General features: G+C 62.8%; 24 protein-coding genes. 14 read left to right on the forward strand and 10 right to left on the reverse strand.

The window, feature by feature from the left end; all coding sequences use genetic code 11:
• Positions 1-9: 9 nt before the first annotated feature.
• The 7 genes from JAB4_RS26975 to JAB4_RS27005 all read right to left on the reverse strand — a co-directional run bounded on the left by JAB4_RS26975 (position 10) and on the right by JAB4_RS27005 (position 8536).
• Positions 10-585: a HutD family protein gene (locus JAB4_RS26975; RefSeq protein ID WP_070224217.1), complete on the reverse strand. Its 576-nt coding sequence runs from the start codon at positions 583-585 to the stop codon at positions 10-12.
• Positions 585-1973, reverse strand: coding sequence for a formimidoylglutamate deiminase (locus tag JAB4_RS26980; RefSeq protein ID WP_070224216.1), 1389 nt, complete (start codon positions 1971-1973; stop codon positions 585-587). Before JAB4_RS26980 ends, JAB4_RS26975 begins: the two co-directional genes overlap by 1 nt.
• Positions 1958-2761 carry an N-formylglutamate deformylase gene (gene hutG, locus JAB4_RS26985; protein ID WP_070224215.1) on the reverse strand — a complete coding sequence of 268 codons (804 nt, stop codon included), beginning with the start codon at positions 2759-2761 and terminating at the stop codon, positions 1958-1960. The genes JAB4_RS26980 and hutG overlap by 16 nt, the downstream gene beginning before the upstream one ends.
• A 20-nt stretch (positions 2762-2781) precedes the next feature.
• Entirely contained in the window at positions 2782-4341 is a 1560-nt protein-coding gene (gene hutH / locus JAB4_RS26990; RefSeq protein ID WP_070224214.1) for a histidine ammonia-lyase, read from the reverse strand.
• 8 nt (positions 4342-4349) lie between these two features.
• A complete protein-coding gene (gene hutU / locus JAB4_RS26995; protein ID WP_070224213.1) occupies positions 4350-6053 on the reverse strand; it encodes a urocanate hydratase in 1704 nt (567 codons plus the stop codon).
• A gap of 127 nt (positions 6054-6180) precedes the next feature.
• On the reverse strand, positions 6181-7854 hold the full coding sequence (locus JAB4_RS27000) for an amidohydrolase (protein WP_083287008.1): 1674 nt from the start codon (positions 7852-7854) through the stop codon (positions 6181-6183).
• A gap of 67 nt (positions 7855-7921) precedes the next feature.
• The gene (locus JAB4_RS27005; protein ID WP_070224211.1) at positions 7922-8536 is read right to left on the reverse strand and encodes a GNAT family N-acetyltransferase; all 615 of its coding nucleotides are present in this window, start codon (positions 8534-8536) and stop codon (positions 7922-7924) included.
• 132 nt (positions 8537-8668) lie between these two features.
• Here JAB4_RS27005 and JAB4_RS27010 point away from each other — a divergent pair, with 132 nt between their 5' ends.
• The 9 genes from JAB4_RS27010 to JAB4_RS27050 all read left to right on the forward strand — a co-directional run bounded on the left by JAB4_RS27010 (position 8669) and on the right by JAB4_RS27050 (position 13759).
• A complete protein-coding gene (locus JAB4_RS27010) occupies positions 8669-9739 on the forward strand; it encodes a hypothetical protein (RefSeq protein WP_139143572.1) in 1071 nt (356 codons plus the stop codon).
• Entirely contained in the window at positions 9714-10184 is a 471-nt protein-coding gene (locus JAB4_RS27015) for a hypothetical protein (RefSeq protein WP_139143573.1), read from the forward strand. Before JAB4_RS27010 ends, JAB4_RS27015 begins: the two co-directional genes overlap by 26 nt.
• A gap of 64 nt (positions 10185-10248) precedes the next feature.
• On the forward strand, positions 10249-10683 hold the full coding sequence (locus tag JAB4_RS27020) for a hypothetical protein (RefSeq protein WP_070224209.1): 435 nt from the start codon (positions 10249-10251) through the stop codon (positions 10681-10683).
• A 13-nt stretch (positions 10684-10696) separates the two neighbouring features.
• On the forward strand, positions 10697-11212 hold the full coding sequence (locus JAB4_RS27025; RefSeq protein ID WP_070224208.1) for a hypothetical protein: 516 nt from the start codon (positions 10697-10699) through the stop codon (positions 11210-11212).
• 47 nt (positions 11213-11259) lie between these two features.
• On the forward strand, positions 11260-11715 hold the full coding sequence (locus JAB4_RS27030; protein WP_139143574.1) for a hypothetical protein: 456 nt from the start codon (positions 11260-11262) through the stop codon (positions 11713-11715).
• A 7-nt stretch (positions 11716-11722) separates the two neighbouring features.
• A complete protein-coding gene (locus JAB4_RS27035; RefSeq protein ID WP_070308411.1) occupies positions 11723-12232 on the forward strand; it encodes a hypothetical protein in 510 nt (169 codons plus the stop codon).
• 13 nt (positions 12233-12245) lie between these two features.
• Positions 12246-12743 (forward strand): hypothetical protein, encoded by a 498-nt coding sequence (locus JAB4_RS27040; RefSeq protein WP_139143575.1) that lies wholly within the window; start codon positions 12246-12248, stop codon positions 12741-12743.
• On the forward strand, positions 12718-13242 hold the full coding sequence (locus JAB4_RS27045) for a hypothetical protein (protein WP_070224206.1): 525 nt from the start codon (positions 12718-12720) through the stop codon (positions 13240-13242). The genes JAB4_RS27040 and JAB4_RS27045 overlap by 26 nt, the downstream gene beginning before the upstream one ends.
• Positions 13243-13255: 13 nt before the next feature.
• Entirely contained in the window at positions 13256-13759 is a 504-nt protein-coding gene (locus JAB4_RS27050; protein ID WP_070224205.1) for a hypothetical protein, read from the forward strand.
• Between the two features lie 42 nt (positions 13760-13801).
• Here JAB4_RS27050 and JAB4_RS27055 read toward each other — a convergent pair whose 3' ends face one another.
• The 3 genes from JAB4_RS27055 to ada all read right to left on the reverse strand — a co-directional run bounded on the left by JAB4_RS27055 (position 13802) and on the right by ada (position 17294).
• Positions 13802-15478, reverse strand: coding sequence for a mechanosensitive ion channel domain-containing protein (locus JAB4_RS27055; RefSeq protein ID WP_070224204.1), 1677 nt, complete (start codon positions 15476-15478; stop codon positions 13802-13804).
• 74 nt (positions 15479-15552) lie between these two features.
• Positions 15553-16290: a 2OG-Fe(II) oxygenase gene (locus JAB4_RS27060; RefSeq protein WP_343216264.1), complete on the reverse strand. Its 738-nt coding sequence runs from the start codon at positions 16288-16290 to the stop codon at positions 15553-15555.
• Positions 16239-17294: a bifunctional DNA-binding transcriptional regulator/O6-methylguanine-DNA methyltransferase Ada gene (gene ada, locus JAB4_RS27065; RefSeq protein ID WP_070224302.1), complete on the reverse strand. Its 1056-nt coding sequence runs from the start codon at positions 17292-17294 to the stop codon at positions 16239-16241. Before ada ends, JAB4_RS27060 begins: the two co-directional genes overlap by 52 nt.
• A gap of 181 nt (positions 17295-17475) precedes the next feature.
• On the opposite strand from ada, the gene hutC reads away from it, so the two are divergent.
• The 5 genes from hutC (at position 17476) to rho (ending at position 24561) form a co-directional block, all read left to right on the forward strand.
• Positions 17476-18195 carry a histidine utilization repressor gene (gene hutC / locus JAB4_RS27070; protein ID WP_070224202.1) on the forward strand — a complete coding sequence of 240 codons (720 nt, stop codon included), beginning with the start codon at positions 17476-17478 and terminating at the stop codon, positions 18193-18195.
• 451 nt (positions 18196-18646) lie between these two features.
• Positions 18647-21970 (forward strand): PAS domain-containing hybrid sensor histidine kinase/response regulator, encoded by a 3324-nt coding sequence (locus tag JAB4_RS27075; protein ID WP_070224301.1) that lies wholly within the window; start codon positions 18647-18649, stop codon positions 21968-21970.
• A gap of 73 nt (positions 21971-22043) precedes the next feature.
• Positions 22044-22502, forward strand: a complete 459-nt coding sequence (locus JAB4_RS27080; RefSeq protein WP_070224201.1) for a response regulator — start codon at positions 22044-22046, stop codon at positions 22500-22502.
• Between the two features lie 314 nt (positions 22503-22816).
• Positions 22817-23143, forward strand: coding sequence for a thioredoxin TrxA (gene trxA / locus JAB4_RS27085; RefSeq protein ID WP_070224200.1), 327 nt, complete (start codon positions 22817-22819; stop codon positions 23141-23143).
• Between the two features lie 155 nt (positions 23144-23298).
• Positions 23299-24561 (forward strand): transcription termination factor Rho, encoded by a 1263-nt coding sequence (gene rho / locus JAB4_RS27090; protein WP_034746249.1) that lies wholly within the window; start codon positions 23299-23301, stop codon positions 24559-24561.
• The last annotated feature ends 19 nt before the right edge of the window (positions 24562-24580 follow it).

Here is a 24580-nt window from a genome sequence, read left to right on the forward strand (position 1 = left end):
TTTTCTCTCCTAGATGAACAGGTCGACGCGGAACACGGCCGTGCGCTGCAAGGCGTCGAGCCGCCAGTCCGGCGCGTCGTCGGCGTCCAGCAGCAGCGCGTCATGGCGGGCCAGAGCGAACTGCTGCTCGCCACCGCGCGCCAGCACGTGGCCTTCGCCGGCGACGAACAGCAGGGTCGCCGCACTGCGCCGTACCAGCCTGCCCGGCGCCGTGATTTTTTCCAGCTGGTGGCGGCAGCGGTCGCGCCGCGTCATCACATTGAAATCCGTCGTCGGCCCCTTGACCTGCGCCTCCACGGCGGCCTCGCCGGGAAACCACAGCATCGGTTGCGCCGCGCTCAAAACCACCTTGCGCGTGCCGTCGAGCGTCAGCTGCACGCTGTCGCCATCGACCAGCATCAGGCTGCGGTCAATGCCGGGAAAGCTGGAAAACGGCCCGCTGGCCGTGATCGTCGCCAGGCTGATACGCCAGTCAAAATCGTCGAAACCGGCGTCCGGCGGAGAAATGGCGATTTCCGTCGTGCTGCCGCCGCCGTTTTTCCACGGCGCGGCGCGCAGGTATTCCTGTGGGATGAAGGTCGCCATCAGAGCGCCCTCAGTTGTGCCAGGGTGCGCTTGTAGGCGGTGGCGATGGCGTCCTGCGCCACGTGGCGCCCGTCGCGCACCTGCCACTGGCCGCCGCACAGCACGTCGCGCACCAGCTTGTCGTTGCCGCAGAAGATAAAACTGCCCAGCACGTCGGCGATGGCCACGCCGCACAGGTTCACATGCGCGTCGTCGAGCACCAGCACATCGGCGCGGCAGCCCGGTGCCAAAGCACCGAGCTTGCGTCCGGCCGCCTGCGCGCCGCCCCGCAAGGCTGCCTGCCACAGATAGTCGCCCACATGGCGCTGCTCCGGCGTGGCGGCCACATTGCGCTGCTGGCGCTGCAAGCGCTGGCCGTATTCGAGCCAGCGCAATTCTTCCACGGGCGACTGCGACACGTGGCTGTCGCTGCCGACGCCGAAACGCCCGCCGGCGGCGATGAATTCGGCCAGCGGGAACAGGCCATCGCCCAGGTTCGCTTCCGTCGTCGGGCACAGGCCCGCGACCGCGCCGCTGGCGGCCATCCGCGCCACCTCGTCGGGCTGCACATGCGTGGCATGCACTAGGCACCAGCGCGCATCGACGTCGACCTGGTCGTACAAATACTGCACCGGGCGCCGGCCGCTGTAGTCGAGGCACTGGCGCACCTCGCCCTGCTGCTCGGCGATGTGGATGTGGATAGGGCGATCTGCGGGCAGCGCTTGCGCCACTTCGCGGATCTGCGCCACGCCGGCGGCGCGCAGCGAATGCGGCGCAAAGCCCACTTCCACCTGCCCGCCGCGCTGCGGCGCCAGCGCCTCGATGATGCGCAAGACATCGTCCGCACCGGTGCGGAAGCGCGCCTGCTCGGGTTTGAGGGGCTGTGCGCCGAAGCCCGCATGGCTGTACAGCACGGGCAGCATGGTCATGCCGATGCCGCTGATGCGCGCCGCGGCCAGCACCCGTTCAGCCGTTTCGGCGGGACGCGCATACAGGTCGCCAGCCGCATCGCGCTGCAGGTAGTGAAATTCGCACACGGACGTGTAGCCATGGCGCAGGCATTCGGCAAACAGCTGCGCGGCGATGGCTTCCATCTGTTCCGGCGTGATGTGGCGCGCGAAGCGGTACATCAGCTCGCGCCAGGTCCAGAAGCTGTCCGCTACCTGATTAACCTCGTCACCCGCAACCTCCGTCATGCCGCCCAGCGCGCGCTGGAAGGCATGCGAATGCAGGTTGACCATGCCGGGCAAGACATACTCGGCCACTTCCGCGCCGGGCGGCGGCGCGACGCTCTCTGTAATCTGCGTCAAGTCGCCGGCCGCATCCCATTCCAGCAGCACGTCGCGGCGCCAGCCTTGCGGCAGCAGCGCGTGGCGCGCGAACAGACAGGTACTCAACGCGCCACCCATGCCACGGCCGCTTCCATCATCTGGCGCAGCAGCGGCTGCACCCGGGCCGCCAGGTCGGGCCGGTAGCCGAATGGCGCCGCCTCGTCCATGCCAGGTTCATTCATGTACAGGCACTGGCACATCTCGAGCTGGATCGCATGCACGCGCTTGTCCGGCTGGCCGTAATGGCGCGTGATATGCCCGCCCTTGAAGCGGCCATTCAAGGCCACGGTAAATGCATCCTGCGCGCGCGCGATATCGACCACGGCGGACGTCAGGCCCGCATCGCAGCTGGCGCCATCGGCCGTGCCGAAGTTCAGGTCGGGCAGCTTGCCGTCGAAGAAGCGCGGCACATGCGAGGCGATGGAATGGGCATCCCACAGCACCACGGCGCCATGCACGCGCAGCAGGCGGTCCAGTTCCGCGCGCAGCTGCGCATGATACGGCGCCCAGTAGCGCTGCAACCGGCGCTGCACGTCGGCCGCATCGGGCTCCTTGCCGGCCAGGTACAGCGGCTCGCGGTGGAAGGTATCGTTGGGCAGCAAGCCCGTCGTGTCCTGCCCCGGATACAGATTCGTGTCTTCCTGCGGGCGGTTCAAGTCGATGGTGTAGCGCGACCAGCGCGCCGACAGCACGGACGCGTCCATCTCCTGCAAAAAGCCGTACAGCTCGCGCAAATGCCAGTCCGTGTCGGCCTTGATGAGGGCCTGCGGCGTCATGCGCGCGGCGATATCGTCCGGTATGTCGGTGCCCACATGGGGCATCGACACGAGCAGCGGGATGCTGCCTTCGTTGAAGCGGAAATCCATGCTTGTCTCCTTGCTCCCGCTTAAGCGTACAGCGGGGCGAACAAATTCTTGCAGGTGCTGCTCAATTCACCCTGCAACACCATCTGCTTGGCCGCTTCGATATCGGGCGCAAAGAAGCGGTCGGCGTCGAAGAACGGCACTTTCTGGCGCAGCTGGTGGTGCACGTGCTCCAGGTGCGGCGAGGTTTTCAGCGGACGGTGGAAATCGATGCCCTGCGCGGCGGCCAGCAGTTCGATGCCGACGATGACGGCCGTGTTGTGCGCCATGTCGTCCAGGCGGCGCCCGGCGAACGTGGCCATGCTCACGTGGTCTTCCTGGTTGGCGGACGTGGGCAGGCTGTCGACGCTGGCCGGATGGGCCAGCGACTTGTTTTCCGACGCCAGCGCGGCGGCCGTCACGTGGGCGATCATGAAGCCGGAATTGACGCCCGGATCGCGCACGAGAAACGGCGGCAGGCCGGACAGCGTCGCGTCGATCAGCAGCGCGATGCGGCGCTCGGCCAGCGCGCCGATTTCGGCGATCGCCAGCGCCAGCGTGTCGGCGGCAAAGGCCACCGGCTCGGCATGGAAGTTCCCGCCCGAGACGATTTCCGCCTGCCCGTTGGGGCCATCCTGGAAGATCAGCGGATTGTCCGTGACGGCATTGGCTTCGATCAGCAGGGTACGGCCCACGTTGCCGATCAGATCGAGGCAGGCGCCCATGACTTGCGGCTGGCAGCGCAGGCTGTACGGGTCCTGCACGCGCTCGTCGCCTTCCAGGTGCGAGGCGCGGATCGCGCTGTTGGCTACCAGCTGGCGGTACATCTGCGCGGCCAGTATCTGCCCCGGCTGTCCCCGCACGGCGTGCACGCGCGTGTCGAACGGCGCATCGCTGCCCTTGGCCGCATCGAGCGACAGCGCGCCCGTGACCATGGCCGCTTCCAGCAGGCGCTCGGCCATGAACAGGCCATGCAGCGCCAGCGCGTTCGACACTTGCGTGCCGTTGATCAGCGCCAGGCCCTCTTTCGCCGCCAGCACGACGGGCGCGATGCCTGCCTGCGCCAGCGCCTCGGGCGCCGCCATCAATTCGCCGTTGACGCGCACCTCGCCCACGCCCAGCATGGCCAGGGTCATGTGCGACAGCGGTGCCAGGTCGCCCGAGGCGCCGACGGAGCCCTTGGCGGGAATGGCCGGCATGATGCCCGCGTTGTACAGAGCGATCAAGGTATCGACGATCAGCGGGCGCACGCCGGAAAAGCCGCGCGCCAGGCTGCCGATCTTCATCAGCATGATCAGGCGCACGACGGCGTCCGACAGCAGTTCTCCCGTGCCGACGGAATGCGACAGGATCAGGTTGCGCTGCAATTGCTCCAGTTTTTCATCGGGGATGCGCGTCTTGGCGAGCAGGCCGAAACCCGTGTTGATGCCGTAGGCCGCATCGCCCTTGGCAACGATGGCTTGCACGGCGGCGGCCGACGCCTCGATGACGGGATAGGCCTCGGCGGCGAGGATCAGTTTTGCGGGTGCGGCCCAGACGGCGCGCAGGTCGCCCAGGGTCATCGCGCCCGGCTTCAGGGTCCAACTTTTGGCGTGCTGTGTCATCTTCGCTTTCACTTCATCATGGGGAGAATCAGGCCGTTGCGCTTGGCGCAGGCGGCCGCGGTTTCATAGCCGGCATCGGCATGGCGCATCACGCCCGAGCCGCTGTCGTTGACCAGCACCCGGGCCAGGCGTTTCGCCGCCCCTTCCGTGCCGTCGGCCACGATGACCATGCCCGCATGCTGAGAATACCCCATTCCCACGCCGCCGCCATGGTGCAGCGAGACCCAGGTGGCGCCGCCGGCCGTGTTCAGCATGGCGTTCAGCAGCGGCCAGTCGGAGACGGCGTCCGTGCCGTCCTTCATGCTTTCCGTCTCGCGGTTCGGGCTGGCGACGGAACCCGTGTCCAGGTGGTCGCGGCCGATGACGATAGGCGCCTTCAGCTCGCCCGTGCGCACCATCTCGTTGAAGGCCAGGCCGGCGATGTGGCGCTCGCCCAGTCCCAGCCAGCAGATGCGCGCCGGCAGGCCCTGGAAAGCGATGCGCTCGCGCGCCATGTCCAGCCAGTGGTGCACCTGCTTGTGGTGCGGGAACAGCTCCTTGATCTTCGCATCCGTTTTATAGATGTCTTCCGGGTCGCCCGACAGGGCCACCCAGCGGAACGGGCCACGTCCTTCGCAGAACTGCGGGCGGATATACGCGGGCACGAAGCCGGGGAAGTCGAAGGCGTTCTGCACGCCCTGGTCGAACGCCACCTGGCGGATGTTGTTGCCGTAATCGACCGTATGCACGCCCATGGCGTGGAAATCGAGCATGGCTTGCACGTGGGCGGCGCAGGAATCGGCGGCGGCCACCGTCAGACGCGCGTGGCGCTGCGGGTCCTGCTGCGCCGCCTTCCAGTCCGACACGCTCCAGCCGCGCGGCAGGTAGCCGTTGACCAAATCATGCGCGGACGTCTGGTCCGTCACCAGGTCCGGCACCAGGCCGCCCGCCTTGGCGCGGCGCACCAGTTCCGGCAGCACTTCGGCCGCGTTGCCCAGCAGGCCAATCGAAATGGCTTCCTTGCGCTCCGTATGGTATTTGACCAGCGTCAAAGCTTCGTCCAGGCTGGCCGCCTGCTTGTCCAGATAGCGCGTGCGCAGGCGGAAATCGATGCTGCTTTGCTGGCATTCGATGTTGAGCGAAACGGCGCCGGCCATGGTGGCGGCCAGCGGCTGCGCGCCGCCCATGCCGCCCAGGCCCGCCGTCAGGATCCAGCGCCCGGCCCAGTCGCCGCCGAAATGCTGGCGGCCCGCCTCGGCGAAGGTTTCATACGTGCCCTGCACGATGCCCTGCGTACCGATGTAGATCCAGCTGCCGGCCGTCATCTGGCCGTACATGAACAGGCCCTGGCGATCGAGTTCGTTGAAGTGTTCCCAGTTCGCCCATTTCGGCACCAGGTTGGAGTTCGCGATCAGCACGCGCGGCGCATCCGCGTGGGTCCGGAACACGCCCACCGGCTTGCCGGACTGGATCAGGAGAGTCTGGTCGTCTTCCAGTTCGCGCAGCGAGGCGAGGATCTGGTCGAAACAGGCCCAGTTGCGGGCCGCGCGGCCGATGCCGCCGTAGACGACCAGGTGCTGCGGATTTTCCGCCACTTCCGGGTCCAGGTTGTTTTGCAACATGCGGTAGGCCGCCTCGGCCTGCCAACTCTTGCAAGCCATGACCGTGCCGCGCGGAGCGCGGATGGTACGGCTGGCATCAAAGCGTGGATCGGTGTCCATTGTGCTGTTCATGCTGTCTCCTCGTAGGGTGCGAGCGGGCGTACCTGGCCCGCTCTGGTACTCCCAGCATAGGTTGTCTATACAACCAAGTCAACAGATTTTCTTTTGGGGTCAGACCCGACGGGTCTGACCCCGGCCCTCATTTTTTCTCGAACACGCGCTTGCCCGCCACCCACGTCTGCAGCACCTGCGTCTTGCCGATGGCGGCTGGTGACACCTTGAACAGGTCCTGGTCGACGACGATGAAATCCGCCCATTTGCCCGTTTCCAGCGTGCCGATGACCTTTTCCTGGTGCGCCGCCCAGGCCGCGTCCAAGGTGAAGCAGCGCAGCGCTTCCGTCACCGTCATGGCTTGCTGCGGATACCAGCCGTCGGCAGGGAAACCTTCGCTGTTTTGCCGCGTGACGGCCGCGTGGATGCCCTCGAACGGATTCGGCGACTCGATGGGGAAGTCGGAGCCGCAGGCAATGCGCGAACCCTGCTGGAGGAAGGTGCGCCACGCATACGCGCCCTTGATGCGCTCGTGGCCCACGCGCTGCTCCGCCATGTTCTGGTCGGACGTGGCGTGCGTGGGCTGCATCGAAGGGACGATGCCCAGCACCTTGAAACGGGGGATGTCGGATAATTGCACCACCTGCGCATGCTCCATACGGTGGCGCAGGCCCACGCTATGGTATTGCGCGGTCAAGGCCTGGTAGCCGTCGAGGATTTGATGGTTGCCCGCGTCGCCGATGGCGTGCACGTTCACCTGGTAGCCGGCGCGCATGGCTTTTTCCATTTTCGCGCGCATGGCGGCGTCCTTGTAGAACAGCAGGCCGCGGGTGGAAGGATCGTCGCTGTACGGCGCCAGCAGGGCCGCGCCGCGGCTGCCCAGGGCGCCGTCGGACAGCAGTTTGACGGCGCGCAAGGCGTACATGTCGCGCGCATAGCTTTTTAATGGGCCGCTTTTCGACAGCGCGTCGAAATCTTCCGTGGTATCGGCAATCATGCCGTAGACGCGCACCGTCAGCTTGCCGTGGTCCGCGTAGTCGCGGAACAGCCGGTCCTGCATCTGGCCGATGCCCGCATCGTGCACGCTGGTCAGGCCCGCCTGCGACAGCTGCGCCAGCGCGCCATCGAGGGCGGCGCGGTTATCCACGTCGCCCGGCTTGGGTAGCACGGCGTCCATCAAGTCCATGGCGCTGTCGACCAGCACGCCGGTGGCGTTGCCGTCCGCATCGCGGACTATCTTGCCGCCGGCCGGGTCTTGCGTGGCGCGCGTGATGCCGGCCAGCGCCAGCGCGCGGCTGTTGGCCCAGCCCGCGTGGCCATCGACCCGGCGCAGCCACACTGGCCGCGCGCTTTCCACCGCATCGAGTTCTGCGGCCGTGGGAAAGCGGCCCAGCTTCCAGATTTCCTGGTTCCAGCCGCTGCCGACGACCCAGCTGCGCTCGGGATGCGCGCGGGCGAAGTCGCCCACGGCCTGCACGGCGGCCGGCAGCGACGACGAACCGTACAGCATCACGCCGCTGGCGATCGTCCCCAGGCCGAACACGTGGCCGTGCGCGTCGATCAGGCCGGGCAACACGGTTTTTCCCCGCACGTCGACGTGCAGGGCGCCCTTGGCCGCCTTGCGCTTCACCTGCGCGGCGCTGCCGACGGCAAGGAGTTTTCCAGCGTCGTCAAAGGCCAGCGCCGTGAAGCGCACCACCTTGCCATTCGCGTCGAGCGTGTAGCCATTCGCATTGTCGATGACCGTGTCGGCATGGGCCTGGCCCAAGGTGCCCAGGCAGGCGAGAACGAGCAGGGTACGGCGCAGTGGCAGGGTCGGCATTTCCATCTCCAGGTCTTTTAATAAATGAGTGAAAAGACGAGTGTATAGAAATTGGCAAAATGGTCAATCAGGCAGCAGTGGGTTGCCGCAGCATCAGCCAGTAATCGCAGCCCGTGACGGCTTCCGCATAACGCCCTGCCACCACGAAGCCCAGGCGGGCATAAAACGGCAGGCTGCGCTCGTTGTAGGTCTCCAGGAAGCACGCGGCGCCCGCCGCATCGACGGCCGCCAGGCCAGGCGCCAGCACGGACGCGCCCAATCCCCGCCCCTGCGCGTCCGGGGCGATGCCGGCGATCGACAGATACCACGCGTCCTGCAGGGCATGCGGCGCCAGCGCGTGCTCCATGTTCCCGACGATGGCCGTGAAATGGGTGTAGCCCTGCTCTCCCAGCAGCACTCGCAAGGCATCCTCGCGCTGCGCGTAGGCGGCCTGACGCTGGGCTGCCGGCGCATCCGTCGTCCAGATGGCGGCGCCATTGCCCCCGTCGTCAGCCAGGTCGACGCGCCCCGCCTGCTCGCCCTCGGCCAGCGCCAGCGCGAAGTAGGCTTCCAGCATGGCCAGCCGCGCCGCTTCGTCGTCGCCGCAGGCCACCGTGACGGCGCGGTAAAACGGGTCGCCGATCAGGGCGGCAGCCAGGCTGAGGGCGGCTTGCGATGCTTCAGTATGGGGGGTGCTGGACATGGGTTCTCTTTCTGTTCGTTGTATCTTTTCATTGCGACGCCCGGCATCTTAACGCAAGCGCCCAAGCATTGCGCCCAGTCAATACCTCCCCGCCGCCGCTGGCCTACGCTGGCGTTTTATCGAGGAGGTTCCATGGCCAGGCACCATGTCATCAGCACCACCGCGTGCGACGTGTTCTTCAAGCTCGTGGCCCACCAAAAGAAAAGCCTGGGCGCGCGCTTCGACAGCATGATCGTCACCTTCAGTGCCGACGGCCAGCCCGTGCTGGGCGCCACCCTGCGCAACGCGACTAGCGGCTGCGAACTGCACCGCCTGGCCGGCCAGCCCGACGAATGCTGGTGCTGCGGCTACGACGAACAGCTGGAATTCGTCTCGCAAAACAAGGTGCCGCTGGCGCACGCCGACTACCGGCTCACCTTGAGCAATGGCGAAACGTGGACGGGGACGACGGATGCGAAGGGACGCACGGGGCGCATCGCCAGCAAGCGGGAAGAGCAAATTACCCAGGCCGAATTCCTGCCGCACGCGGACAAATCGCCATGCTGCGCCGCCGCCCCGAAACACGCGGCGCCAGCCGTCAAGCTCGTCCCGCTGGAAGGCATCAAGACGACCGACAAGGACGTCGGTTCGTCCGTCAAGCAGGTGAAAGTGAAGGACAAGGTTCGCCCGCTGACCAGGGGCGAGATCGACATGGCGTGGATGCTGTTCCAGGATGCGATCGACTATGGCAAGGTCAAGGTGCATGGCGAACCGTATTTGTGGTTCGGTTTACAGCCGAAGAACGTGGCCATGACGCCGGATGGGGAGATATATTTTCATGAGTCGGAGTATCGGGAGGATTTCTCAAAGGAGGATGATCATCGGAAGCATTGGTTCATCCACGAAATGGTTCATATTTGGCAGTATCAACTCAACTATCCAGTAAAGATACGTGGTGCCATTCGTCTCGGCCTGGACTATACATACATTTTGCTAGCAAATCAAAAACTGGCCGATCACAATATGGAAGCTCAAGGAGATTTAATTGCAGACTACTTTGTGCTGAAATTTTTAGATTCTACTGAAGCAATGGTCCAACAGAAATATAAGAACTCTCAAAAAACTTTTGAAGAGGTACTCGGTGATTTCTTTAAAAATCGAAAAAGTCCAAAAAATCTTCCTGGCAATAATATCGACCATGAGCCTTTATTCGATATCCCCTGACGGATCCGCCTTTTCACGTATGGCATATGCTGTCGTCACTACTTCAAACGGAATACCGTGCTTTTCCATTACAAAAAAGGAGGAGGCACGCAATGGCACACCAATGCTCGGGGCATTAATCGTTTCCGATCTGTCCGTTCAACCCGTCAAGAAGGTATGGTCTTTCTCTGTACCTCCAGATTGGCCTATTCCAATCCATGCAGATTCGTGCATTCGTTATGGAGATTTGCCCCCTACTGCTACAGGAATTAAACCAAAAATTCTTATTCCAGGACATTTCTATAGCGTATTTCTGAATGGCCGCCCCAAAGATCCGTCCGATCCAACCTATGGCTACCAAGGAAAATTCTGCGTGAGAGCTACGGCGGATGGCGGCCAGCAAGTCATCCCCATCAACAGCGACATGCAGGCCTGGATCGATGAAGTCTGCCCGACGCCCCGCTAGCATCAATCCAACGCTGTTCATACTGCTCGCGCTCTCAAGTATGAACGGCTACGCGCGCTCACGCATGGCCGATGCCGAAGTTACCTCGATCAATGGCGTGCCCTGCTTTAGCATTTCCAAACAGGAAGAGAGGCGCAACGGCCAGCCCTTCCTCGGCGCCTTGAGCGTGTCCGACGTGACGGTCAAGCCAACGACGGAAATATGGGGGTTTCTCATGACGGACAGTAAGAAAGTTCCGCTGTCTTCAACAAATTGCATTCCCTATGGGAATATTCCGGCACATGCCGACGCCGTGCCCGCGCCTGAATTGAAGACCGGCAGGGTGTACGAGGTATTTCTGAATGGCAGGCCAGCCGATCCTGCCGATCCTACCTATGGATATGTGGCAAAGTTCTGTCTCGTACAGCAGGTCTCTGCCAAGCCACGCCTCGTCGTCATCAAAAGCGATACACAAGCCTGGATGGATGATACGTGCCCAGCCAGAAATTCTTCCCGATAGCGCAAGGCATGCCATGAATCATCGCCACCTTATTCTTTGTCTGCTGGCGACCTTGACGAGCATGGATGCCTCGGCGTGGTCGCGCATGGCCGAAGCCGAGATTAGCGCTTTCAAAGGCATACCATGCTTTACCATTTCAAAAAAAGAAGAACGCCGCAATGGAACGCCAATGCTGGGCGCACTCATGGTTTACGATATCTCCATAAAGCCGCCTGTAGAGGTCTGGTCCTTCATTCTCCTTGGAGCGACGCCCCTACCCATGCATGCAAAAACCTGCTATTTGTATGGCCAAGTACCAGCAGGAGCCGAATCGACTGCCGCGACGATGTTGAAAACAGGCAGGATGTACAGCGTCTTCTTGAATGGCAGGCCGGATGACCCGTCTGACTCGACCCGTGGTTACAAAGGGAAATTCTGTCTCATCGCGACAACTAACGGTGGTCAACAGGTCATTCCCATCAAACGCGATATGCAGGCCTGGATAGACGAAATTTGCCCGGCAAACACCCCAGCACAAAAAGGCCAATAATGCCCATCTGCCACAAGAGCCTATTGGTACTCGCCTTGATGACCTGCATGAGTGCCTCGGCCACCTCCCGCATGGCATACGCGGAAGTACAGCTAAAAAATGGCATTCCCTGTTTCACCATTTCGCAACAAGAAGAAGCACGCAACGGGCTTCCGCAGATTAGTGCGGTCGTACTGACAGATGTATCCGCCAAGCCCGCAGTCAAAGTATGGTCTTTTCTTTTACCGGGAACAGCAACTATTCCTGTGCATGCCAAGTCCTGCCTTTTGTATGGGCTTGCTCCAGCAAAGGCAGAGGTCAAGCCGCCCAAAGCGCCGCCGCTGAAAACGGGGCGCATGTATGACGTCTTCCTGAACGGTAGGCCAGCCGATCCTTCAGATCCTACTCGCGGCTACGTCGGGAAATTTTGCTTAATCACCGGCATCTCCGGGGAGCGCAAGATTCTTCGTATCGACAGAGATAGCCAAGCCTGGATAGATGAAATCTGCCCCGTTCAGAAATAGGAAAAACATGATGTCCTTGCAGCAGAATGCCCTGTTCATATTGCTCATGTTCCTCAGTCTGCATGCCTGTGCAACATCACGCATCGCCGATGCTGAAATCAGTTCAGTGAATGGCACCCCCTGCTTCACAATCTCGCAGACGGAAGAACAGCGTAACGGCCAGTCACTCCTGGGAGCACTCAGCATTTCAAACCTGTCAGAAAAGCCCGTCGTTGGTGTGTGGAGTTTTTATATGACTGGTGGAAAAAAAGTACCGCTCTCGTCAAAAAGCTGCCTTCGGTATGGTGACCTTCCCCAAGGAGCGAACGGCATGCCCGCCCCTGAACTGCACACAGAACGGGTCTACAGCATTTTCCTCAATGGAAGACCAAATGATCCTGCAGACCCTACCTATGGCTACATGGGAAAGTTTTGCATAGTAGCCACGGCCACTGGTGAACGAAAAATCATCGCCATTGGCAGCGACACGCCAGCGTGGAAACAGGATAGTTGCCCGGAGCATTCGCACATCAGATAGTGCAAGGATCGCCATGCCATATCGTCACACACTGCTATTCCTGCTTGCCACGCTGACGACTATCAATGCCTCGGCGTGGTCGCGCATCGCTGATGCCCTCATTCACTCTGGCAACGGCATGCCGTGCTTCTCCATTACAAAAAAGGAAGAGACGCGCAATGGCCTGCCATTTCTTGGCGCACTCATGGTTTCAGACATGTCCGTGCAACCAGTAAAAGAAGTATGGGGATTCTCCATGCCTCCAGAGATGCCGCTACCCATCCGCGCCAGCATATGCATCCGCTATGGAATCGTGCCTGCCGGTGCGACGGGCATGCGCGCTGAAAAACTGATGCCCGGGCATTTTTATCATGTGTTCCTGAATGGCAGCCCCAAAGATCCGTCCGATCCAACCTATGGCTATCAAGGCAAATTCTGCGTGAAAACTACGGCGACTGGCGGCCAGCAAATCATTCCCATCAACAGCGACATGCAGGCCTGGATCGATGAAGTCTGCCCAACGCCCCGCTAGCATCAATCCAACGCTGTTCATACTGCTCGCGCTCTCAAGTATGAACGGCTACGCGCGCTCACGCATGGCCGATGCCGAAGTTACCTCGGTCAATGGCGTGCCCTGCTTTAGCATTTCCAAACAGGAAGAGGGGCGCAACGGCCAGCCCTTCCTCGGCGCCTTGAGCGTGTCCGACGTGACGGTCAAGCCAACGACGGAAATATGGGGGTTTCTCATGACGGACGGTAAGAAAATTCCGCTGTCTTCAACAAATTGCATTCCCTATGGGAATATTCCGGCACATGCCGACGCCGTGCCCGCGCCTGAATTGAAGACCGGCAGGGTGTACGAGGTATTTCTGAATGGCAGGCCAGCCGATCCTGCCGATCCAACCTATGGATATGTGGCAAAGTTCTGTCTCGTACAGCAGGTCTCTGCCAAGCCACGCCTCGTCGTCATCAAAAGCGATACACAGGCCTGGATGGATGATACGTGCCCAGCCAGAAATTCTTCCCGATAACGCAAGGCATGCCATGAATCATCGCCACCTTATTCTTTGTCTGCTGGCGACCTTGACGAGCATGGATGCCTCGGCGTGGTCGCGCATGGGCACTGCCGCCGTCATGACGGAGGCGGGCCTTCCCTGCTTCAAAATTGCCAGCGAAGAGGAACGCTCAAGGGGGCCAGTCAGCCTGAAGATGCTGACGATCAGCACGGCTGGGCCGAATGGCTGGAAAGATGTATGGACGGTCATGTTTCCGAATGCCTCGTTTGGCGATCCCAGCTATCGTCTGCCAAACAAGGGATGCGTGCGCTATGGCAAGGCTCCCGAGGGGGCCGAGAGCAGCGCCGCCGCGCCGCTGGTGGCGGGAAAAGTGTATGGCGTATCCTTCCTGGGAAGGCCGCCATCCGCGTCCGATCCCACTTCGCGCTACTCGGCAGATTTCTGCCTGCTCGCGGCACCCGCCGGGGGATTCCAGGTGATTCAGCTGACAAATGGCAAGAATACCTGCGCTCCCGAGGAAAAACCAAGATAGCGCGTGCCATTGCATCCGTCACGTACAGACCACGCCTCGCGTTCAAGACTTGGGCGGAACCACCTCAATCGATTCCTCCACCCGCTTCGCCGGCGCCCTGAACCATTCACCGGGCGGCACCACCTGCGACTCTTTCGGGTCGTCGATGTAGTGCGGCGAGGTGATCTGCACGTCGAATTCGTTGAAGACGTCGATGATGTTCTGGTGCAAGCGGTTCAGCACTTCGGCGCGTTGGCGGGGGACTTCGGCGCTGGCGTAGGCGACGAGGCGGTATTGCACGTAGTAATCTTGCAAGGCCAGCTGCATCACGTACGGTTTCGGCGTGGTCGACAGTTCCGTCGTGCGCGACGCCGCCAGTTCCAGCATGGCGTGCACTTGCCGCCACGGCGTGGCGTAGCCGATGGTGACGGTGGAGTCGAGCACGAAGCCGCCGCCGGGCTGGGCGCGCGAATAATTCTTGGTCGTTTGCGACATCACCCAGGCGTTCGGCAAGGCCACCTCTTCGCCCAGGCCCGTGCGCAGGCGCGTCTCGAACATGCCCAACTCGACCACGGTGCCTTCGCAGTCACCCACGCGCACATATTCTCCCTTGCGCAGGGCGCGCGTGTACATCAGGATCAGGCCGCTGGCGCCCTGGCCCACGATGCTCGACGCGCCGATCGACACCATCAAGCCCACCAGCACGGACAGCCCCTGGAAAGCGGCCGTGTGCGAACCGGGCAAATACGGATACGCCATGGCCAGCGCGAACAGCCAGATCACCACGCTGGCGATGCGGCGCGTGGGCAGGGCCGTGTCCTTGTCGAGCCAGCCGATCTGCAATTCGCCGCTTTCCACGCGCTTGAACAGCGAAGCGGCCGTGGCGGCGATCAGGCGCGCGATGGCGAAGATCACGCACACCAGCACCAGCCCCGGCAAGGCACCGATGATGGCGTGGAAGACGTCGGCCGCCACGTCGAACAGGTAGCCGCTCAGGCTTTCGCCCCACGAGCGCGTGTACGGCAGGCGGCCCAGCACGAAGGCGGCCCACAGATACGTGGCCATCAGGCGCAAGCCCCACAGCACGGCGCTGAGCAGTTGATACGCGAAGGCGATGTAGTGTTCGGCGTCGAGCACGCGCACATTTTTCAGGCGCACGTCGCGCAGGCGCGAAGCGAGCAGGATGCCGCTGCGGCGCTTGGCCCAGCGGTACAAGCGCGTCAAGCCCATCCACACCAGCCAGAACACGAGCGTGGCGGCCGCGCACACGGCGGCGGCGATCGCCAGGTAGCGCCAGCTGCTCTGCTCGCGATAGTCGAGCACGGCCTTGCTCAACTCGCCGGCCGCCGTTTTCGCCACGCTTTCCGTCGTATCGCCGGCCAGCTGGTTGACGTCGCCAGGCACGACGACGAACAGCTGCACGCCGTCGAGCAGCACTTGCGTGCCTTCGGGAATCATGCGCGTGCTCGCCTGCAGCGGACCGTTTTTCGCCAGCACGCTTTCCAGGCGGCGCTGCGCGCCGATGGCCCGTTCATCGGGCGGATAGCCGGCCAGCGCGGCGCGGAAGACGAATACCTTGCGGTTGGCAAACATCAATGGCGCCGTCTTGACGGGGGCGGCCTGCGACGGCGCGATGGCGGTCGCGGCTTCCGCAACGAGCGAGGATGCGCCCTCGTCCGCATGGGCTGCGGGCAGCAGGAAGATGATCAACAGGCACAACAGGCGGAGCAACGCGGACATGGCAACAGTGAGAAGTGACAGGGAGTAACCATCATGCCATGTAATTGCGGAAACTCAAGCGCCGCACCTACCGTTCAGCTCGCATCATGAAAAATGATGCCCAGGGTGTGGCGCATGCCCGAGCGCAGGCGCGACACGCCATGGCGCATGTTGACGCGGTAACTGCCGCGCTTGCCGTTGACGGGGCGCTGCGCCACGGGAAAGATCACGGCGTCGCCCTGCATCAAGGGCACGACCTCCAAGCGCGACTGCATGCGCGGGCGCTGCTCCGTCAGCACGAACTCGCCGCCCGTGAAATCGTCCTGCGGGCGCGACAGCAGCACGGCCAGCTGCAGCGGAAACACGTGCTCGCCATACAGGTCCTGGTGCAGGCAGTTGTAATCGCCTTCGCGGTAGCGCAGCAGCAAGGGCGTGGGCCGCGTTTGCCCCGCCGCATGGCAGCGCGCGAGGAAATCGGCGTGGCTGGAGGGAAAGCGCGTCTCCAGACCCATGCTGGCGTGCCAGCGGTTGGCAATCGCCGCCAGCGGTCCGTACAGCTGTTCGCGCAGGCCGGCCACCACATCGGGCAGCGGATGCGCCCAATACTGGTACTCGCCCTGTCCAAAGCCATGGCGCTGCATCACCACACGGCTGCGAAAGCGCGACGCATCGTCATACTGCGCTGCCAGCGCCGCGCACTGCGCAGGATTGAGCAAGCCCGGCACGACGGCGCAGCCATATTGATTCAGCTCATCCTCGATCTGCCGCCAATCGAGCGCCCTCACCGTTCGCCCTCGCGTTCCAGCAGCGCCTGCTTGCGTTCCACGCCCCAGCGGTAACCGGACAAGGCGCCATCGTTGCGCACCACCCTGTGGCAGGGGATGGCGACGGCCAGGGCATTGGCGGCGCAGGCGCCCGCCACGGCGCGCGCGCCTTTCGGCGCACCGATGCGGCGGGCCAGCTCGGCATAGCTGACCGTGCTGCCGGCGGGAATTTCGCGCAAGGCTTGCCACACGCGCTGCTGGAACACGGTGCCGCGCACGTCCAGCGGCAAGTCCAGTCCGATCGCCGGCGCCTCGACCAGGCCCACCACCTGCGCCACCGTCTGTTCATAGTCAGGCTCGGCGCCGCGCAGCTCGGCTTGCGGAAAGCGGTCCTGCAAGTCGCGCAGCAGCAGTTCCGGGTCGTCGTCGATCAAAATGGCGCAGATGCCCTTGTCCGTGCTGGCCACGAGGATGGCGCCCAGCGAACAGGCGCCGATGGCAAAGCGGATCACGGCGCCGCTGCCGCCGGCACGGAATGCGCCCGGCGTCATGCCCAGCAAGCCGGGCGTGGCGGCATACAGACGGCCGCTGGAGTTGAAGCCGGCCGCATATAACGTTTCCGTGACGTTCGCCGCGCCTTGCAAGCCGGCCTTCAGGCGCTCGCCGCGCCGCGCCGCCGCGTAGGCTTTCGGCGTGATGCCCGTGTGCGCCTTGAAGACGCGGTGAAAGTGAAAGCGGCTCATGCCGGCCGCCTGCGCCAGCGCGTCCAGGTCGGGCAGCTCGTCGCTGGCATCGATCAAACGGCAGATGTCGGCCACGATGGCCGCCTGGCGCTGGGCCAGGGGCGGCAAGTTCGGCTTGCAGCGCAGGCAGGGGCGGAAACCGGCCGCCTCCGCCTGCTCGCACGTGGCGTGAAAAGCCACGTTGCGGCGCAAGGCGGGACGCGCCGCGCAGGAAGGGCGGCAATACACGCCCGTCGTGCGCACCGAGTAATAAAAGACGCCGTCGGCATCGGGCGCGCGCCGCTGCAGGGCGTCCCAGCGTTCATCGTCAGTCAGGTAAGCGTGTTCCATGGCGAACTCCGTGCAAATCAATAATAAGTCACCAGCATAGCCAGCACCCGCGCGCGCCACACTCCGGCGCTTGCTTTTGAATTCAAAAAAAGGCTGGCGGCAGGCATCGTGCTCGGTGCTAAAATCGGCCATCGCGCCTCCAGCCGGCGGCGCGCCCTGCCCGCGCCTCGGAGAAACCGCATTGGACGATCATACTACCCAGGAAAATACGCCCATTTTCCAGCGCATCAAGGATTTTCTGCTGGCCGGCATCGCCGCCGGACGCTGGAAGGAAGGCGACGTGATTCCCTCCGAGCAAGCCCTCGTGAAACAATTCGGCGTCTCGCGCATGACGGTCAACCGCGCCGTGCGCGAACTGACCAGCGAACAGGTGCTGACGCGGCGCCAGGGTTCCGGCACCTATGTGGCGCAGCAAAAATACCAGGCGACCTTGTTGGAAATCAAGAGTATCGCCGATGAAGTGCGGGCGCGCGGACATATCCACCGCAGCAGCCTGCAATTGCTGGAACGTACGAAAGCCTCGGATTTGCTGGCCAAGCAATTCGGCCTGCCGCCGGAACACCCGCTGTTCCACTCGCTGATCGTGCATTTTGAAAACGGCGTGCCGATCCAGGTGGAAGACCGCTGGGTCAACCCCGAGTGCGCACCAGACTACATGACGCAGGATTTTTCCAGCATCACGCCGAACGAATACCTGATGGCCGCCGCGCCCCTGCAAGGCGCCACCTACAGCATCGAAGCGCTGTCGGCACCGCGCGACATCGCGGAAATGCTGGCCATCGACACGAAACAGGCGTGCCTGGTCCTGCGCCGCCAGACGCGCTCGGGCGGCAAGATCGCCTCGATCGCCACCATGTGGCATCCCGGGCACCGATATCAGTTTGCCGGCAGTTTCACCTGAGAACACCTGAAAAAACCTACTGCGCGTCGCGCTTTGCGGCCTGTGATGCTCACCGTGCTCAAGCACGGTTGCGCTTCTCGGCCACAAATCGCTGCCGCTCGCTACGGTTTTATCAGGTGTTCTACAGATCGCTGATTCCGTAGCACGATTTCGCGCCGACTTTCTCTCAGATTCTCACCAAATCGCGAAAAAAACAGCCATTCCGGGGCAAAAAAAATCCCGTTTTGGCTGTTTCAGAACTTAAATACCCCGAGCAAATATTCGATGCTATAGTTGCCGCCAGAAAGCGCCGCAGGCGTTTATTTGAGCGCGCATCATGCACTGTCAGCCCAGTTCCATCATGCCCCAGAAAGGGATGCATTTGTCGTATTGCAGCCACACGAGTTTCAGCGCATCACGCCGACGGCGCCCTGCGCTGCATCGTCTCGCTCATACGATGCTGGCGGCAGGCATGACGCTTTCCTTGCCGGTGCAGGCGGCGGTACACGGCATGGCGCCGACACTGCTATGGCCTTACGCTGCCGCCAGCGCCACCGCCCTGGCGGGAGTGGCTTGCTGGCAAGCCTGGCGGCTGCGGCAACAGTTGCGCCGCCTGCTGCTGCCCGCGCATGCCCTGGCCGAACAGGACGCCGGGCAAGCCTTGCGCGGCGCGGCCATGGCTGGCTGGACCTGGCGGCGACAGGCCGACCGGCTGCAGTTCGCGCCCCAGTACCAGGACGTGCTGGGCGACAAAAGCGCCAGGCTCGACCATGCACTGGACGAGTGGCTGGCCGAAGTGCACCGCGACGACCGCGCGCGCCTGAGCCTGGCCTTTCGCCAGCATCTGGATGGCCAGGCGCCCGGCACCTTCAATTGCGAATTCCGCTTGCGCCACAGCGACGGCCACTGGCGCTGGCTGCTGGCGCGCGGCGCCGTGCTGACACGCGCCTCGGATGGCGCCGCCACGCAGGCCAGCGGCATCGTCTGCGATATCAGCGAACGCAAACAGGATGAGCAATCGCGCATGCGCTCGATGCTGGAAGCGGCACCCGAAGCCATGCTGGTGGCCGACGTCGAAGGCAAGGTGCACTACGCCAACCAGATCGGCGCGCGCTGCTTCGGCTATCCGCTGGCCGAATTGACGGGCATGTCGTTGGAGCAATTGGTACCGGAAAGCACGGCCAGCCACTCCGTGGGCGACCCGCAAGCGCGGCACAGCCTGCCGGGGCGGGTGATGATGGCGCGCCGCCGCGACGGCACGCACTTCCCGGCCAAGGTCAGCCTGTCGCCGCTGCGCATGGCCGGGCAAGTATTTTCCATCGTCTCGCTGCGCGACATGACGCAGCGGCAACGCGCCGAGGAAGCGCTGCACGCCAGTTCCGAACGCTACCGCCTGATCGTGCAGACGGCCGCCGAAGGCATCTGGATGACGGATGCGGATGGCAAGACCACCTTCGTCAACCCGAAGATGGCGCACATGCTCGGCTACACGGTGCAGGAAATGCTGGGCCGTCCCCTGCTCGACTTCATGGACCGCGACAGCCAGCTGCTGATGCAGCGCCGCCTGGCCAGCCACGGCAGCGCCGCCAGCCAGCCGGACCAGGTCGATTTCCGCTTCTTCCGCAAAGATCAGTCGAGCCTGTGGGGCTTGCTGTCGAGCACCAGCATCCAGTCGGACAACGGCGAGCCGGGCGGCACCCTGGCGATGATCACCGACATCACGGAGCGGCGCCAGGCGTCGATCGCCCTGTCGAACTCGAGCCAGCGCATGGCGTCCGTGTTCGGCGCCGTGACGAACGGGCTGGTGGTGCAGGACAGCCACGGCCACATACTGGAAAGCAATGCCGCTGCCGAGCGCATGCTGGCGGCCAGTCCAGCCGGCAACAGCCTGTGGCAAGCGATCCACGAAGACGGTTCTCCCTTCGACCAGCGCAGCCATCCCGTGCACATCACCCTGTCGACGGGTGTCGCCATGCGCGACGTGCTGATGGGCGTGCAACAGCCCGACGGCAGCCTGTCGTGGCTGTCCGTAAATACCGAGGCCATCCGCGATGAATACGGCAAGGTGGGCATGGTGGTGGCCAGCCTGACGGACATCACGTATCACAAGCGCAGCGAGAGCGCCTTGCGCGAACTCAATGAACATCTGGAAGAGCGCGTGGCGCAGCGCACGGAGCAGCTGGACCAGGCCAAGCAGGTGGCCGAAGAAGCGAGCCTGGCGAAGGGGCAATTCCTGGCCAACATGAGCCATGAAATCCGCACGCCGATGAATGGCGTGATCGGTATGGCCTATCTGGCCCTGAAAACGGACCTGGAACCGCGCCAGCGCGATTACCTGGAAAAAATCCGTTTTGCCGGCGAACATCTGCTGGGCATCATCGACGACATTCTCGACATTTCGAAAATCGAGGCGGGCAAGCTGGAAATCGAGCGCGTCAACTTCAGTTTCGACCACGTCGTGCAAACGCTGATGACGGTAGTGGCGCCGCGCGCCGCCGGCAAGAACCTGGAGTTGCTGTTTGAAATCGACCCGCAATTACCGGCCGTGCTCGTGGGCGACCCGCTGCGCCTGGGACAAGTGCTGATCAACTACGCCAATAACGCCATCAAGTTCAGCGAACAGGGCAGCATCACCGTGAAAGTGCGCAAGGTGGTGGCGGACGCCAGGCACTGCCTGGTGCGCTTTGAAGTATGCGACCACGGCATCGGCCTGTCGCAGGATGAAATGAGCAAGCTGTTCCAGTCCTTCCAGCAGGCCGACACGTCCACCACGCGCGAATATGGCGGCACGGGCCTGGGCCTGGCCATCTGCAAGCAGCTGGCGCAGCTGATGGGCGGCGACGTGGGCGTCGACAGCCGTCCCGGCGCCGGCAGCACCTTCTGGTTCACGGCCAACCTGGGCATTTCCGACCAGGCGGCACCCGCCATGCTCGACAGCATGGTGCAGACGGCGGCGGCCATGCGCGCCAGCGCCGACGCGGCCCTGGTGATGCGCACGCTCAAGCATGCGCGCATCCTGCTGGTGGAAGACAACACGTTTAATCAGCAGGTGGCGCTGGAATTGCTGGAAGAAGCGGGCGCCTCCGTCTGCCTGGCCAACAATGGCGAGGAAGCGCTCGACCTGCTGCGCCAGACCCAGTTCGACTGCGTGCTGATGGACGTGCAGATGCCGCTGATGGATGGCTTGCAGGCGACGCGCCACATCCGCGCCGACCCGCAGCTGGCGCACCTGCGCGTGCTGGCCATGACGGCCACGGCCACCAGCGAAGACCGCGTGCGTTGCCTGGACGCGGGCATGGACGATTTCATTTCCAAGCCCATCCAGCCGGCCATGATGTACCAGACCATCGCCAGCTGGCTGCCGGCGCGCGACACGCCGCCACCACCCGCACGCAGCCGCGCCGCGCCCGCCTTCAAGACGACGCTGGCGGGCGACCCGCAGGTGATCGACCTGTCGATCCTGGCCAAGTTGCTGGGCTATAACCCGGAAAAGGTGCGCAAATTCGCCTTCAAGTTCCTGCAGACGACGCAGGACGGCTTTGGCGACATCGATGCGGCCCTGGCGCGCGGCGACGTGCACCAGGTGCGCGAACTGGGACACCGCATCAAGTCGTCAGCGCGCACCGTGGGGGCCCTGGGACTGGCCGAGCTGTGCCACAACCTGGAAACCCTGGCGCCGGGCGAAGCGGCCGACGAGGCAGAACGGGCCCGGCACATCGTCGCGCGCCTGTGGCCCCTGCTGGAACAGATTACCGAACAAATTATGAATAACACCAGCTTTGCCAATGACGATTAGCTACCGCCAAATTCCGTTAAGGCAAGGTATCGGCATCGACAGCGATGCAGCATATCAATAGGAAGACAGGACGATGACTACTGTATCAAACCAAGCAAGCCGTGAACACAGCGAAGCAGGCCTGGCGCCATTGCGCGTATTGCTGCTGGACGACGACGTTTTCATGCTCGACGTGCTCAGCGACATGCTCGAACAAATGGGCCCGTTCGACATCCGCTGCGAGTCGCACAGCGAACAGGCGCTGGCCACCCTGAAGCAGCACCAGCCCGACCTGCTGATCTGCGACCTGTCCATGCCCGACATCGACGGCATCGAATTTTTGCGCATGGCGGCTGAAAACGGCTTTCGCGGCGGCGTAGTACTGCTGTCGGGACTGCATTCGGCCGTGCGCCTGGCGGCCGAACGCCTGGCCATGGCCAACGGCCTGCATATATTAGGCACCTTCCGCAAGCCGATGGAAAGCGCGGAATTGCAGCTCATGGTGAACTTGCAACTGCAGCACACGGCGCGTCAGGCCGGCGCGCAAGCCTGAGCGCGGAGCCAGGCCGGGAGGCGGGACACGGCGCCGCAAGCCAGCAGGCATGCGGCTTTGCCGCCCTGGCGGCACGCGCTGGAGCGATATGCTGGCGATATGCCTCAAGTTTTTCTGCAATAATCGCCACGCTTTGAAAAAATGGGTTATTATTTCAGCCATCCCCGCCTGCATACCTCTGGTCGCACCTTCCAAGAACATTGAATTTGTGCCCATTGCCCCCATCTTCTCACTGCATTCCAGGAAGCATGGATGGCGAACCAGCGTATGGTGAATTCCAGGCATTATTGATCCCACCCTCATTTGAGGAAAATATGAGCGAAAATATCAAACACATTAGCGATGCATCTTTTGAAGCAGACGTCCTGAAATCCGAGTTGCCAGTACTGGTCGACTTCTGGGCAGAATGGTGCGGTCCCTGCAAGGCCATCGCCCCGATCCTGGAAGAAGTGGCCAAGGAATACGCCGGCCGCATCGTGATCGCCAAGATGGACGTGGACGCCAACCAGGCGGTACCTGCCAAGTTCGGCATCCGCGGCATCCCGACCCTGATCCTGTTCAAGGATGGTGCTGCAGCTGCTCAAAAAGTGGGCGCCATGGCCAAGGGCCAGTTGACCGCTTTCGTCGACAGCAACATTTAATGTATGATGGGCAGCGCTGCGCCCGCAGCGCCGCCTGACTGGATAGACCGGGAAGCGGCTTTGCCTCATTCGTGCACAGCCTTCCCCAATAATTAATCAACGCCACGCAGTCCCCTCCCCTACCTTTACATCCCGTCTCGGGACACTCAACACATATGCATTTATCCGAACTAAAGGCCCTACACGTATCCGCCCTGCTTGAGATGGCGATCGGTCTTGACATTGACAACGCAGCCCGCTTGCGCAAACAGGAGCTGATGTTCGCTATCCTGAAAAAACGCGCCAAGTCCGGCGAACAGATTTTTGGCGACGGCGCCCTGGAAGTGCTGCCTGACGGCTTCGGCTTCCTGCGCTCGCCTGACGCCAGCTACATGGCGTCCACCGACGATATTTACATCTCCCCTTCGCAAATCCGCCGCTTCAATCTGCACACCGGCGATTCGATCGAAGGCGAGGTACGGACCCCGAAAGATGGCGAACGCTATTTCGCACTGGTCAAAGTCGACAAGGTCAACGGCGAATCGCCGGAGATGTCGAAACACCGCATCCTGTTTGAAAACCTGACGCCGCTGCACCCGAACGAGCCGCTGCGCCTGGAACGTGAAATGAATGGCCAGGAAAACATCACCGGCCGCATCATCGACCTGATCGCCCCGATCGGCAAAGGCCAGCGCGGCTTGCTGGTGGCGTCGCCGAAATCCGGCAAATCCGTAATCCTGCAGCACATCGCCCATGCGATCACGGCCAACCACCCGGATATCACCCTGATCGTGCTGCTGATCGACGAACGTCCGGAAGAAGTGACCGAAATGCAACGCTCGGTACGCGGCGAAGTCGTCGCCTCGACCTTCGACGAGCCGGCCACGCGCCACGTGCAAGTGGCCGAGATGGTGCTGGAAAAAGCCAAGCGCCTGGTCGAAATGAAAAAAGACGTGGTCATCCTGCTCGACTCGATCACCCGCCTGGCACGCGCCTACAATACCGTCATCCCTGCCTCGGGCAAGGTCCTGACCGGCGGTGTCGACGCGAACGCGCTGCAACGTCCAAAACGCTTCTTCGGCGCCGCGCGCAATATCGAAGAAGGCGGCTCGCTGACCATCATCGCCACGGCGCTGATCGAAACGGGTTCGCGCATGGATGACGTGATCTTTGAAGAATTCAAGGGTACCGGCAACATGGAAGTGCATCTGGAACGCCGTTTGGCCGAAAAACGCGTCTACCCGGCAATCAACCTGAACAAATCGGGTACCCGCCGCGAAGAACTGCTGATCAAGCCGAACGAGCTGCAAAAAATCTGGATCCTGCGTAAGTTGCTGTACTCGATGGACGAGATCGAGGCGATGGAGTTCATTCTCGACAAGATGAAGGCGACCAAAAACAACGCCGAATTCTTCGACATGATGCGCCGGGGCGGCTAAATTCCCCTGCCGTGTATCG

It is taken from the genome of Janthinobacterium sp. HH102 (genome assembly GCF_001758625.2).
GTDB lineage: Bacteria > Pseudomonadota > Gammaproteobacteria > Burkholderiales > Burkholderiaceae_D > Janthinobacterium.

What these genes read in the sequence shown, in the direction of transcription:
- JAB4_RS26975 (WP_070224217.1), bottom strand. Translation starts at nt 585, where the DNA reads ATGGCGACCTTCATCCCACAGGAATACCTGCGCGCCGCGCCGTGGAAA.
- JAB4_RS26980 (WP_070224216.1), bottom strand. Translation starts at nt 1,973, where the DNA reads ATGGGTGGCGCGTTGAGTACCTGTCTGTTCGCGCGCCACGCGCTGCTG.
- hutG (WP_070224215.1), bottom strand. Translation starts at nt 2,761, where the DNA reads ATGGATTTCCGCTTCAACGAAGGCAGCATCCCGCTGCTCGTGTCGATG.
- hutH (WP_070224214.1), bottom strand. Translation starts at nt 4,341, where the DNA reads ATGACACAGCACGCCAAAAGTTGGACCCTGAAGCCGGGCGCGATGACC.
- hutU (WP_070224213.1), bottom strand. Translation starts at nt 6,053, where the DNA reads ATGAACAGCACAATGGACACCGATCCACGCTTTGATGCCAGCCGTACC.
- JAB4_RS27000 (WP_083287008.1), bottom strand. Translation starts at nt 7,854, where the DNA reads ATGCCGACCCTGCCACTGCGCCGTACCCTGCTCGTTCTCGCCTGCCTG.
- JAB4_RS27005 (WP_070224211.1), bottom strand. Translation starts at nt 8,536, where the DNA reads ATGTCCAGCACCCCCCATACTGAAGCATCGCAAGCCGCCCTCAGCCTG.
- JAB4_RS27010 (WP_139143572.1), top strand. Translation starts at nt 8,669, where the DNA reads ATGGCCAGGCACCATGTCATCAGCACCACCGCGTGCGACGTGTTCTTC.
- JAB4_RS27015 (WP_139143573.1), top strand. Translation starts at nt 9,714, where the DNA reads ATGAGCCTTTATTCGATATCCCCTGACGGATCCGCCTTTTCACGTATG.
- JAB4_RS27020 (WP_070224209.1), top strand. Translation starts at nt 10,249, where the DNA reads ATGGCCGATGCCGAAGTTACCTCGATCAATGGCGTGCCCTGCTTTAGC.
- JAB4_RS27025 (WP_070224208.1), top strand. Translation starts at nt 10,697, where the DNA reads ATGAATCATCGCCACCTTATTCTTTGTCTGCTGGCGACCTTGACGAGC.
- JAB4_RS27030 (WP_139143574.1), top strand. Translation starts at nt 11,260, where the DNA reads ATGAGTGCCTCGGCCACCTCCCGCATGGCATACGCGGAAGTACAGCTA.
- JAB4_RS27035 (WP_070308411.1), top strand. Translation starts at nt 11,723, where the DNA reads ATGATGTCCTTGCAGCAGAATGCCCTGTTCATATTGCTCATGTTCCTC.
- JAB4_RS27040 (WP_139143575.1), top strand. Translation starts at nt 12,246, where the DNA reads ATGCCATATCGTCACACACTGCTATTCCTGCTTGCCACGCTGACGACT.
- JAB4_RS27045 (WP_070224206.1), top strand. Translation starts at nt 12,718, where the DNA reads ATGAAGTCTGCCCAACGCCCCGCTAGCATCAATCCAACGCTGTTCATA.
- JAB4_RS27050 (WP_070224205.1), top strand. Translation starts at nt 13,256, where the DNA reads ATGAATCATCGCCACCTTATTCTTTGTCTGCTGGCGACCTTGACGAGC.
- JAB4_RS27055 (WP_070224204.1), bottom strand. Translation starts at nt 15,478, where the DNA reads ATGTCCGCGTTGCTCCGCCTGTTGTGCCTGTTGATCATCTTCCTGCTG.
- ada (WP_070224302.1), bottom strand. Translation starts at nt 17,294, where the DNA reads ATGGAACACGCTTACCTGACTGACGATGAACGCTGGGACGCCCTGCAG.
- JAB4_RS27075 (WP_070224301.1), top strand. Translation starts at nt 18,647, where the DNA reads ATGACGCTTTCCTTGCCGGTGCAGGCGGCGGTACACGGCATGGCGCCG.
- JAB4_RS27080 (WP_070224201.1), top strand. Translation starts at nt 22,044, where the DNA reads ATGACTACTGTATCAAACCAAGCAAGCCGTGAACACAGCGAAGCAGGC.
- trxA (WP_070224200.1), top strand. Translation starts at nt 22,817, where the DNA reads ATGAGCGAAAATATCAAACACATTAGCGATGCATCTTTTGAAGCAGAC.
- rho (WP_034746249.1), top strand. Translation starts at nt 23,299, where the DNA reads ATGCATTTATCCGAACTAAAGGCCCTACACGTATCCGCCCTGCTTGAG.